Origin of the sequence: Bradyrhizobium neotropicale (genome assembly GCF_001641695.1) — a bacterium.
In the GTDB taxonomy this organism is placed as follows: Bacteria; Pseudomonadota; Alphaproteobacteria; order Rhizobiales; family Xanthobacteraceae; genus Bradyrhizobium; species Bradyrhizobium neotropicale.
Genome location: NZ_LSEF01000041.1, coordinates 50,305 through 60,826, shown reverse-complemented (window position 1 = coordinate 60,826; position 10,522 = coordinate 50,305). Strand labels below are relative to the sequence as shown.

Below are 10,522 nucleotides of genomic sequence, written 5' to 3'. Positions count from 1 at the left end.
GCCGAGGCTCGTGGCCTGCGTCGTGGGCGGCGGCGGCGAGCCGGGACCGACGGGGCGCTTCGGCTTCGGCTGGCCGGGGTAGAATTTGGGCTGCTGCCGCTTGCGGTTGAGCGAGTCGTATCCCGAGCCGCTGGCGCCATTGGCGGCGGGCAGCCCGTAGGTCGGGACCTGACCGACGCGCGAGGTCGCTGGCGTCGGCTGGCTCTTGCGCGGATCGGCGTTCGGGTCGGGCAGCGCCGGCAGTGCATCCGACGGCGCCTGCACGACGCCCGCCGTACGCCGGGTCGGCAGCGTGTCCGCGGAGACGAAGCCGCCGCGGGTGGGATTGAACAGGTCCGGCGTGAGGCTCTGGGCGACCGCCGGAGCGCTTTCCAGCGCCGTCAGCAGCAGGCACGGCAAAGCGGCGCGCAAGGGATGCGCGCGACTGCTCCGGCCTCTACCTGGAGGCGACCTCACGATGGAATTACCCCAGCGAAATCAGACACTTCCTCGACGGCCTCCCGCCGGGCGGCGGGAACCATCGTTAAAGGAGTTAAAACAATTATGGTTAATGAGGCGTTGAAGGGTTTGGGGGCGCGTCGCCTCCCGGGCGGCGGCATGCTAAGCAGGCAGCCACGGGCAAATCACGCCCTACCTCCCTGGATCAGGACATGCCGAGCTCGAAACCGCTGATGACTCCATCATCCGGCCCCCTTCCTACAAGCGTCGAATCTGCGCTCCGCACGCTGGAGACGGAGAGCGGCGGCATCAACGCGCTAGCCGCGGCGCTGAAGGGACCGCTGGGCACGACCTTCGCTGCTGCCGTTGAGCTGATCCGGCAGGCCAAGGGCCGCGTCGTCGTCACCGGGCTCGGCAAGTCCGGCCACATGGCGCGCAAGATCGCGGCGACGCTGGCCTCGACCGGCACCCCCGCCTTCTTCGTGCATGCCGCCGAAGCCGGCCATGGCGACCTCGGCATGATCACGGCGGACGACGTCATCATGGCGCTGTCCTGGTCCGGCGAGCAGCCGGACATGAAGAACATCGTGAACTACTCCGCGCGCTTTGCGATCCCCATGATCGCGGTGACGTCGAACCCGGCCTCCTCACTCGGCCAGGCAGCCGACATCGTGATCGAGCTGCCGAAGGCGCGCGAGGCCTGCCCGCACAATCTGGCGCCGACCACCTCGACGATGATGCAGGTCGCGATCGGCGACGCGCTCGCGATCGCGCTGCTCGAGGGCCGCGGCTTCACCGCGCTGGAGTTCGCGCATTTCCACCCCGGCGGAAAGCTCGGCGCCATGCTGAAATTCGTCCGCGACTACATGCGCACGGGCGCGGAGATCCCGGTGAAGCCGGTCGGCACCATGATGTCGGACGCCGTCGTCGAGATGTCCGCCAAGGGCCTCGGGTGCGTCTGCATCGTCGGCGATACCGGCGAGATCGCGGGCATCATCACCGACGGCGATCTGCGCCGCCACATGCGCCCCGATCTTTTGACGGCGTCCGTCGACGACATCATGACCAAACAGCCGAAGACCGTGCCGCCCTCGATGCTCGCGACCGAAATGCTCGAGGTGCTGAACGCCCGCAAGATCACGACGCTGATCGTGGCCGAGGCGAACAAGGTGGTGGGTATCGTGCATCTGCACGATCTGCTGCGGGCGGGTGTGGCTTAAACTTTCTCCGTCATCCCGGGGCATCGCGAAGCGATGAGCCCGGGATCCATCATGCCGCAGAGTTTGTTTCACCATGGATTCCGGGCTCGCGCCAAGTGGCGCGCCCCGGAATGACAGCGAAAGATGTGGCGCTCATCTGCCCCCCAACGTCATTGCGAGCGCAGCGAAGCAATCCAGACTGTCTCCGCGGAAAGACTCTGGATTGCTTCGCTACGCTCGCAATGACGGTGGTTAGACCGACGGAAATCGCGCCGCCTTCTCCTCAGGCAGCCGCAGGCCGTTCGCCAGATACGACACCGTGCGATAGAAGCCGCACAGCAGCATGATCTCCGGAGTCTGCGCCTCGTCGCCATGCGCCGACAGCGCGGCGAGTCCTCACGTTGCGGCCACCGTCAGATTCGCACCGTCCACCTGCACCACCTTCACCCTGGTGCCGGCCGGCGTATCCGGACCGGCGACACGCCAGACGGTGTCGCCGATGCGGACGGTGCCGGAGCCGTCGATGATCGGCTTCTCCAGCGTGAACTCGCGGCCCAGAAGCGCCTCGGTGCGCTTGTTGAGGAAGGGGCTGGCGCCTGCATCCGTCTTCGCCCGGGCGAGGCGTCGCCACACCGGCACAGCGGCCACGGCGAACACCGCGAACATCAGAAGCTGCGCCTGCCAGGACGGATGAACGACGAACGAGACGAGGCCGACCAGCAGGGACGCCAGCCCGAGCCAGAACAGGAACACGCCCGGCGCGAACACCTCCAGCGCCATCAGGATGAAGCCGAAGATCAGCCAGTTCCAGGCACCGAGCGAAACGAACATGTCGGTCATGACACGACCTCTTGAATGATCCCGTTACTGCGGCGGGACCGAAGGCGGCGTCGGGCCCGACGTCGGCACCGAGCCGCGGCGAGCGGCCGCGACGGCGGATGCCGCGCTTTCGCCGAACGTTGCCTTCGCGATCTCGCCGATGCCGGCGAGCGAACCGAGCAGGCTCACGGCCTCCATCGGCAGCATGATGACCTTCTGGTTCGGCGCGTCAGCGAACCCGCCGAACGCCTTTATATATTTGTCGGCGATGAAATAGTTCAACGCCGCGACGTCGCCCTTGGCGATGGCTTCCGACACCGCCTGGGTCGCCTTGGCCTCGGCTTCGGCGAGACGCTCACGCGCTTCGGCGTCGCGGAAGGCGGCCTCGCGGCGGCCTTCAGCCTGAAGGATCTGGCCCTGCTTGGCGCCCTCGGCGCGCAGGATCTCGGACTGGCGCTGGCCTTCGGCAGCCAGAATGTCGGCGCGCTTGACGCGCTCGGCCTTCATCTGCCGGCCCATCGCCTCGACGAGGTCGGCCGGCGGCACGATGTCCTTGATCTCGATGCGGTTGACCTTGACGCCCCACGGCGAGACCGCGGCGTCGACGACGCGCAACAGGCGCTCGTTGATCTCGTCGCGATGCGACAGCACCTGGTCGAGATCCATCGAACCCATCACCGAACGGATGTTGGTCATGGTCAGGACCGTGATCGCCTGGGTGAGGTTGGCAACCTCGTAGCTCGCCTTCGCGGCGTCGAACACCTGGAAGAAGGCGACGCCGTCCACCGTCACGGTGGCGTTGTCCTTGGTGATCACCTCCTGCTCGGGGATGTTGATCACCTGCTCCATCATGTTGATCTTGCGCCCGACGCGATCGAAATAGGGCACGATCAGATTGAGCCCGGGGCTCAGGGTCTGGGTGTATTTGCCGAACCGTTCGATGGTCCAATCATAGCCCTGCGGCACCGTCTTTACGCCGGCAAGCAGCGTGACGATGACAAGCAAAACCAGAACAATCGCGAAAATATCGAAACCGCTCATAGCTCCTCCAAGGCGGGAAAACGCCTTCCCCGCAGCTCCCATTGGTCGGTATGGCTACCCTACCGGTTCAGCGGCACGAATTCACGTCGGCGCCCGCCGAGCTCGCCACAAGAAGTACAGAGCGGGAACCGCGGGGATTAACTATTTGCAAGGACTCTCTTGAAAGCGCGCGAGCGCAGCCTAGCGTTGCGAGAGTCCATTTCGTCATTCCGGGCCCGAGCGGAGCGAGGGAGCCCGGAATCCATCGGGCCACAGGGTACGCGGATGAATGGATTCCGGGCTGACGACTTCGTCGCGCCCCGCAATGACGTCCCCTGAATGACCTTGAGCGAATCGGACGTCAGAGACGCAGCACTACCAGCCTATTCGATCACGTCGTTCGCGGTCGCGAGCAGGTGGGCGGGGATGGTGACGCCGATCGCCTTGGCCGTCTTCAGGTTGAAGGCGAGCTCGAATTTGGTGGGATTCTGCACCGGGAGGTCGGCGGGCTGCGCTCCCCGAAGGATGCGATCGATATAGGAGGCGGCACGGCGCACCTGCTCGGCGCTGTCGGTGCTGTAGGACATCAGCCCGCCCTCCTCGACGAAGGTGCTGCTCCAGAACACCGCAGGCACGCGTGCTTCGGCGATCGCCGCCAGCAGACGCGCGCGGTTGGCCATGGTGAAGAAGTCCGGCAGCACCAGGAGACCGCCATCCTTGCGCGAGGCCAGCGCGGCGATGGAAGCATCGTCATGCACCGGCGCCGCCTCGACCGTCACGCGAAGCGCGCGGCCTGCATCCTCGATCGTCTGCAGCATGAGGCCGGCGAACGGCGCGGTGGCGGGATTGTAGACGACGGAGACGCGGGAGACCTTTGGCGTGATCTGCGCGAGCATCTCCAGCCATTTGCCGGCCATCGGGCCGTCAAAATCGGTGAAGCCGGTGATGTTGCCGCCGGGATGGGCGAGGTTTTTGACAAAACCCTGGCTGACGGGATCGGTGACTACGGCGAACACGATCGGCGTCGTCGCCGTGCGCCTGTGCAGCTCCTCGACCGAGGGCGTGCCGACCGCGAGCAGGATGTCCGGCTTGAGCGCGACCAGTTCGTCGGCGAGCCGCGCGATCCTCTCCCGGTCGCCGCCGCCGCTGCGCCAGTCGATCCGCAAATTGGCCTGCTCCTTCCAGCCATGGCTGGCCAGCGCCTCGACCAAGATGGCACCGCGCGTCTGCCCGGCCGCATCGTCGTCGGCCGTGACCGATAGCACGCCGAGCCGGCGCGTCGCGCCCGGCTGCTGCGCCAGTGCCGCGCGCGGCAGCGTGGTGATCATCCCGAGAAGCGCGAAGAGCTCGCGGCGGTTCATGGGCTCAGATCCAACCCTGCAACTCGCGCAGCACCAGGGCGCGGATCACGTCCATGCCAGGCTCGCTGTCGTTGAGGCAGGGGATCGCGGCAAACTGCTCGCCGCCATTGTGCTTGAAGATCTCGGCATTCTCCTGCGCGATCTCCTCCAGCGTCTCCAGGCAGTCGGCGGCAAAGCCCGGCGTCACCACCGCGATGCGGCGCACACCCTCCTTGGCGAGGCGCTCCATGGTCTTGTCGGTGTAGGGCTGCAGCCACTCGTCATTGCCGAAGCGGGACTGGAAGGTCAGCAGCAGTTTCGATGCGTCCATCCCGAGCCGGCGGCGCAGCGCCTCGGTCGTGGCGACGCAATGGTCCTGATAGGGATCGCCCTTGTCGACATAGGATTTCGGCATGCCGTGGAAGGAGGCGACGATCAGCTCCGGCTTGAACGGCAGCGTGGCAAGGTGCGCCTCGATCGAAGTCGCGAGCGCCTCGATATAGGGCTCGTCCTCGTAATAAGGCGGCGTCACCCGCAGCGTCGGCTGCGCGCGCAGGCGGGCGAGCACACGGAACACCTCGTCGCAGACGGTCGCCGAGGTCGAGGCGGAATATTGCGGATAGAGGGGAACGGCGAGGATGCGCTCGCATCCCTTCGCGATCAGGGCGTCGATGCCCGAGCGGATCGAGGGATTGCCGTAGCGCATCGCCCAATCCACGACGACGTGCGCGCGGTCCGATAATGCGGAGGCGAGCTTCTCGCTCTTCGAGCGTGTGATCGTCTTCAGCGGCGATTCGTTCTTCTCGTTATTCCATATCTTGCGGTAGTCGAGCGCCTTGGTGCGCGGCCGCCGGCGCAGGATGATGCCGTTGAGCACGAACTGCCAGACCAGGCCCTGGTCCTCGATCACGCGGGGATCCGAGAGAAACTCCTTCAGGTAGACCCGGACGCCCGGAGCGTCGGCCGTATCGGGCGTACCGAGATTGATCAGGAGCACGCCGACGCGCGGCAGGCTCGCTTGCACGGCGGGCTTCGCGGTCTCAGTGGGGACAACGGTCGTCATGGCGTCCGTGGGTCGCGCGTTGCGCCGAACTTGTCAAGATGAGCCCGATTTGGCTAGGGTCGCCCCCAAGCGGGGGAGGACCGATGACACTCGCGGAATGGTGCGTTCTTGGAGCGCTGCTGCTCTACCAGGCGACGATCGTCTCGATCAAATGGATCAGGTTTCGCCGCTTCGACAATTCCCGGCCGCGCGACCCCGCCTTCTTTGAGGACTCCCTCTCGCAGCGCGCGCTCGGCGCGCACCAGAACGGCATCGAGACCTTCCCGTTCTTCGCCTTCGCGGTGCTGCTCGCCGAATTCCGCGATTCGCCGCAGCGCCTGATCGACGAGCTCGCCGTGCTGTTCCTGATCGTGCGGGTCGCCTACGTGCTGACCTATCTCGGCAACCGCCCGACGCTGCGCTCGATCCTCTGGAGCATCGGCTTTGCGATCAATCTCGGGATCTTCTTCATGCCGGCGCTGAAGCGGTTTCTGCCGGTGTGAGTTTCGACCAAGCGCAACATCGTGTCCCGGACGCACTGCAACGCTCTTGGCGTTGTGGTGCAGAGCCGGGACCCAGAAGGCCACACGCGACTGCGCGGGGAAATGGGCCCCGGCTCTGCAGCGCATCGTCGAAGGGACGCTGCGCTGCGTCCGGGGCACGAGAGCTCCGCTCAAAAACACGTCGTTCGTTCGGCGGCGATGTAGCCGAACAACAGGCCTGCGCCGAACAACAGAACGAGACCGGCGGCGGCGAATTCGATGCCGTGCATAAACAGGGCGCCCCTGCCGTCACGCGCGCCGCTGAGGCGACCGGCGACGTCCTTGGCGGAGACGGCGACGACGGCGATGGCCGCGACCGTGATTGCGGTGCCGAGCCCCATCAGGAAGGTCGCGGCGATGCCGGCCCAGAACAGGCCCTGGGCAAGCGCGAACACCAGGACCAGGATCGCGCCCGAGCACGGACGGATGCCGACGGTGAGGATCGCGGCGAACCCGCGCCGCCAGCCGCCGGGCCCGGCCAGCTCGCTCGGCGCGGGGCCGTGGGAGTGGCCGCAATGCTCGTCATGAACGTGGTCATGACCGTGGTGGTGATGGGCGTGACCATGGCCATGGCCCTGGTCATGATCATGGCCGTGATCATGGCCCTGATGATCATGCGCATCGTGATGGTGGTGATGGTCGTGATCATGCTGATGCGGGACGCCTGCGATCGCCGGCACCGGCTGGGCCGCCTGGAGCGTGCGAATGAAGGCGCCGCCCTTGACCCAGACGAGGCGCAGGCCGAACGCCGCGATCAGCGCGTAGCTCACAATCTCGATCGCCCCCTCCGCCTTGCACATGGTTTTCGCGGTCGCATTCAGCGCCCAGGCCGAGATGACGACGATGAGGATCGCCACCAGCGACTGCATCAGCGCCGAGGCAAACGACAGCGCGATGCCGCGCCGCGCGGTCTCGCGGTTGGCGACGAGATAGGAGGCAATCACCGCCTTGCCGTGACCCGGACCGGCCGCATGGAAGATGCCGTAGGCGAAGGAGATCGCAAGCAGCGTCCACACCGCCGAGCCGTCGGATTTGGCGGCGCGGATGGTCGCCGACATCTGACGGTAGAATTCCGATTGCTTGGCCAGCAACCAGCCGATGATGCCGCCGGCCTCGGGCTGGGCAGCCTGCGCGGGGCGCGGCGCACCAAACGGATTCTGCGCGAGGAGATCGTGAAGCGCGGCATCCGCCACGCCCACGACGAGGAAAACCACAGCGCAGGCGACGAGCCCACGCGTCAGTCGGGAATGAGGACGACCGATCAAGGGCAATCCACCGTGATCTTGTTGGCGAACATCATGCCGAAATTGGTGTTCTCGCCGTTGATAAAGGTCTGCTCATTGAGCTTCTGGGCGGTGGCGGAGCCGTCGCCCGGCCGCTCCAGCTTCATCTGGCAACCGGCGGGCGCGCCAACCAGCTTGACCGGGTTGTCCTTGGCCATCTGGAAATCGATGAAGAAGGAACGGTCGAACACCTCCAGCACCAGCTGCTTGGACTTGACCGGAATCTTCAGCGGCAGCGTAAAGTGCAGGGTCAGGACCGTATCCTTGTAGTCGAGGAAGTAGTCGACCGGCTCCTGGAAACGCTCCTTCTTGCCGTCGGCGCGCGCGAACGTGAAGTAGGCGTATTCCTTCAGCGACTCGACGTTCGTCTGCGCCAGCGGCGTCAGCTCCTCGCGCGTATAGGTGCCCTTGGTCTTGCCCTCGAGCCCCTGCACCGCATAGGCCGAGAACATGTCGTCGAAGGTCCAGGCGTGGCGGACGCCGGTGATCGTGCCGTCCTCCGCATAGATCAGCTCGCTGGTCGCGGTGATCCAGACATGCGGATGCGCCTCCGCCGCGCCGGCCGCAAGCGAAAGGCCGGCGCCAAGCAGCAGCCCGAACAGGCGGCGCATGTCCATCAGGCGGCCTTCGCGTCGTCGAGCAGGCCGCGGCGGCGAAGCAGCGCGTCGGGCTCCGGTGGACGGCCGCGGAAGGCCTCGTAGGCGGCTTCCGGATCGACCGATCCACCCGACGAGTAGATGTCGTCGTGCAGGCGCTTTGCCACCGCCGGATCGAAGATGTTGCCGGCCTCCTCGAACGCGCCGAAGGCGTCGGCGTCCATCACCTCGGACCACATGTAGCTGTAATAACCGGCGGCGTAGTGGTCGCCGGAGAAGATGTGACCGAATTGCGTGGGCCGGTGGCGCAGCGAGATCTCCTCGGGCATTCCGATCTTCTCCAGCTCCTTCTTCTCGAAGGCCCGGACGTCGGTAGCCGCCGTGGCTGGCTGGGTGTGGAATTCGAGGTCGACCAGGGCCGAGGAGACAAACTCGACGGTGGCAAAGCCCTGGTTGAACTTTCGCGCGGCGAGGAAGCGCTGGAGCAGGTCGTCAGGCAGTGGCTCACCGGTCTGATAGTGGCGGGCGAACTGCTGCAGCACCTCGGGCCGCTCCTGCCAATGCTCGTAGAGCTGGGAGGGCAGCTCCACGAAGTCAGTGAACACGGAGGTGCCCGACAGCGACGGGTAGGTCACGTTGGAGAGCATGCCGTGAAGGCCGTGGCCGAACTCGTGGAACAGAGTGCGGGCATCGTCGGGCGAGAGCAGTGAGGGTTCGCCGCCGGCGCCCTTGGCGAAGTTGCAGACATTGATGACCAGCGGCGCGATCTCGCCGTCGAGCTTCTGCTGGTCGCGCAGCGAGGTCATCCAGGCGCCGGAGCGTTTTGACGGCCGGGCGTAGTAGTCGCCATAGAACAGCGCCTTGTGCTTGCCGTCGCGGTCCCGGACCTCCCAGACCCGGACGTCCGGGTGCCAGGTGGGGATGTCCTTGCGCTCGACGAAGGTAATGCCGAACAGGCGTGTGGCGCAGTCGAAGGCGGCGGCGATCATGTGGTCGAGCGTCAGATACGGCTTGATCGCGGCGTCATCGAAATTGGCGCGCTGCAGGCGGAGCTTTTCGGCGTAGTAGCGCCAGTCCCAGGGCGCGAGCTGGAAATTGCCGCCCTCGGTCGTGATCATCGCCTGCATCTCGTCGCGGTCGGCGAGCGCGCGGGCCCGAGCCGGCTTCCAGACCCGCTCCAGCAGGCCCCGCACCGCATCCGGCGTCTTGGCCATGGAGTCCTCGAGCCGGTAGGCGGCGAAGGTCGGGTAGCCCAGGAGATTGGCGCTCTCCTCTCGCAGCTTCAGGATCTCGACGATGGTCGTGTTGTTGTCGTTGGCGTTGCCGTTGTCGCCGCGCGCCGTGAAGGCCTTGTAAACCTTCTCGCGGAGATCGCGGCGGCCCGAGCTCTTCAGGAACGGCTCGACCGAGGAGCGCGACAGCGTGACGATGGCCTTGCCGGCCATCCCGCGCTCTTCTGCCGCAGCCTTGGCGGCCGCGACAAAACTGTCGGGCAGGCCCTGGCCGTCGTCCTCGCTGAGCTCCATGAACCACTCCTGCTCGTCGCCGAGCAGATGATGGCTGAAGGTGGTGCCGAGCTGGGCGAGCCTCTCGTTGATCTCGGCCATCCGCGTCTTGGCCTCCTCGGAGAGGCCGGCGCCGGCGCGATGGAAGCGGGTGTAGGTGCGCTCCAGGAGACGAAGCTGCTCCGGCGTGAGATTGAGCGCGGTGCGATTTTCGTGCAGCTGGGCGATGCGACCAAACAGCACGGCGTTCATCATGATCGGATTCCAGTGCCGCGCCATCCGCAAGGAGACCTCCTTGTCGATCTCCAGGATGGCCGGATTGGAGTGCGCCGAGACCAGGTCGTAGAAGACGGCCGCGACCTTGTTCAGGAGCTTGCCGGAGCGCTCCAGCGCCGTGATCGTGTTGGCGAAGTCGGGCGCGGCCGGATCATTGGTGATCGCCGCGACCTCGGCGGAGTGGTCGGCGAAGGCCTGCTCGAAGGCCGGGACGAAGTGCTCCGGCTGGATCTCGTCGAACGGCGGGGTCGCAAACGGCGTCACCCAGGCCTTCAGCAGCGGATTGTCGTCGGCCGGCGCGGCGCCGGTATCTTCGCGGGTCTCTGACATCGTTGGTCCCGTTTTTTTGAGCTGGTTTGTTGCGGCCAGCTATAGCACGCCATGGGGCTTTTTTGGGCCTTTTGCCCTTGCTCCCGGCCGCCTTTTCGGGGAGATTGCGGCCCTCCCAGACCACGGACCTTT

At 66.0% G+C, this 10,522-nt stretch carries 9 protein-coding genes and 2 pseudogenes; 2 read left to right on the top strand and 9 right to left on the bottom strand.

From position 1 onward, the window contains the following. Window positions 1-456, bottom strand: a pseudogene (locus tag AXW67_RS43970) (outer membrane beta-barrel protein); the annotation flags it as partial. Between the two features lie 194 nt (window positions 457-650). On the opposite strand from AXW67_RS43970, the gene AXW67_RS12925 reads away from it, so the two are divergent. Next, complete coding sequence (locus AXW67_RS12925; RefSeq protein ID WP_027552051.1) at window positions 651-1,658, top strand: KpsF/GutQ family sugar-phosphate isomerase; 1,008 nt, start codon at window positions 651-653, stop codon at window positions 1,656-1,658. 231 nt (window positions 1,659-1,889) lie between these two features. On the opposite strand, the pseudogene AXW67_RS43965 reads toward AXW67_RS12925, so the two are convergent. The 5 genes and pseudogenes from AXW67_RS43965 to hemH all read right to left on the bottom strand — a co-directional run. Continuing rightward, window positions 1,890-2,027: pseudogene (locus tag AXW67_RS43965) on the bottom strand (carboxymuconolactone decarboxylase family protein); the annotation flags it as partial. A gap of 6 nt (window positions 2,028-2,033) precedes the next feature. Next, window positions 2,034-2,477 (bottom strand): NfeD family protein, encoded by a 444-nt coding sequence (locus AXW67_RS12920; RefSeq protein ID WP_063678191.1) that lies wholly within the window; start codon window positions 2,475-2,477, stop codon window positions 2,034-2,036. Window positions 2,478-2,501: 24 nt separating this feature from the next. Further along, the gene (locus AXW67_RS12915) at window positions 2,502-3,497 is read right to left on the bottom strand and encodes an SPFH domain-containing protein (RefSeq protein ID WP_027552053.1); all 996 of its coding nucleotides are present in this window, start codon (window positions 3,495-3,497) and stop codon (window positions 2,502-2,504) included. Between the two features lie 362 nt (window positions 3,498-3,859). Next, complete coding sequence (locus AXW67_RS12910) at window positions 3,860-4,837, bottom strand: ABC transporter substrate-binding protein (RefSeq protein WP_027552054.1); 978 nt, start codon at window positions 4,835-4,837, stop codon at window positions 3,860-3,862. Between the two features lie 4 nt (window positions 4,838-4,841). Beyond that, complete coding sequence (gene hemH / locus AXW67_RS12905) at window positions 4,842-5,879, bottom strand: ferrochelatase (RefSeq protein ID WP_063678190.1); 1,038 nt, start codon at window positions 5,877-5,879, stop codon at window positions 4,842-4,844. Window positions 5,880-5,962: 83 nt separating this feature from the next. On the opposite strand from hemH, the gene AXW67_RS12900 reads away from it, so the two are divergent. Then, on the top strand, window positions 5,963-6,361 hold the full coding sequence (locus AXW67_RS12900) for an MAPEG family protein (RefSeq protein ID WP_027552056.1): 399 nt from the start codon (window positions 5,963-5,965) through the stop codon (window positions 6,359-6,361). A 170-nt stretch (window positions 6,362-6,531) separates the two neighbouring features. Here AXW67_RS12900 and AXW67_RS12895 read toward each other — a convergent pair whose 3' ends face one another. From AXW67_RS12895 to AXW67_RS12885, 3 genes are read right to left on the bottom strand one after another with little or no spacing between them, the layout of a single operon-like run. Next, entirely contained in the window at window positions 6,532-7,671 is a 1,140-nt protein-coding gene (locus AXW67_RS12895; protein ID WP_145927582.1) for a nickel/cobalt transporter, read from the bottom strand. Then, window positions 7,662-8,300 (bottom strand): DUF1007 family protein, encoded by a 639-nt coding sequence (locus AXW67_RS12890; RefSeq protein ID WP_063678189.1) that lies wholly within the window; start codon window positions 8,298-8,300, stop codon window positions 7,662-7,664. The genes AXW67_RS12895 and AXW67_RS12890 overlap by 10 nt, the downstream gene beginning before the upstream one ends. Further along, window positions 8,300-10,390, bottom strand: a complete 2,091-nt coding sequence (locus tag AXW67_RS12885; protein ID WP_063678188.1) for a M3 family metallopeptidase — start codon at window positions 10,388-10,390, stop codon at window positions 8,300-8,302. The genes AXW67_RS12890 and AXW67_RS12885 overlap by 1 nt, the downstream gene beginning before the upstream one ends. Window positions 10,391-10,522 lie beyond the last annotated feature (132 nt).

What these genes read in the sequence shown, in the direction of transcription:
- AXW67_RS12925 (WP_027552051.1), top strand. Translation starts at nt 651, where the DNA reads ATGCCGAGCTCGAAACCGCTGATGACTCCATCATCCGGCCCCCTTCCT.
- AXW67_RS12920 (WP_063678191.1), bottom strand. Translation starts at nt 2,477, where the DNA reads ATGACCGACATGTTCGTTTCGCTCGGTGCCTGGAACTGGCTGATCTTC.
- AXW67_RS12915 (WP_027552053.1), bottom strand. Translation starts at nt 3,497, where the DNA reads ATGAGCGGTTTCGATATTTTCGCGATTGTTCTGGTTTTGCTTGTCATC.
- AXW67_RS12910 (WP_027552054.1), bottom strand. Translation starts at nt 4,837, where the DNA reads ATGAACCGCCGCGAGCTCTTCGCGCTTCTCGGGATGATCACCACGCTG.
- hemH (WP_063678190.1), bottom strand. Translation starts at nt 5,879, where the DNA reads ATGACGACCGTTGTCCCCACTGAGACCGCGAAGCCCGCCGTGCAAGCG.
- AXW67_RS12900 (WP_027552056.1), top strand. Translation starts at nt 5,963, where the DNA reads ATGACACTCGCGGAATGGTGCGTTCTTGGAGCGCTGCTGCTCTACCAG.
- AXW67_RS12890 (WP_063678189.1), bottom strand. Translation starts at nt 8,300, where the DNA reads ATGGACATGCGCCGCCTGTTCGGGCTGCTGCTTGGCGCCGGCCTTTCG.
- AXW67_RS12885 (WP_063678188.1), bottom strand. Translation starts at nt 10,390, where the DNA reads ATGTCAGAGACCCGCGAAGATACCGGCGCCGCGCCGGCCGACGACAAT.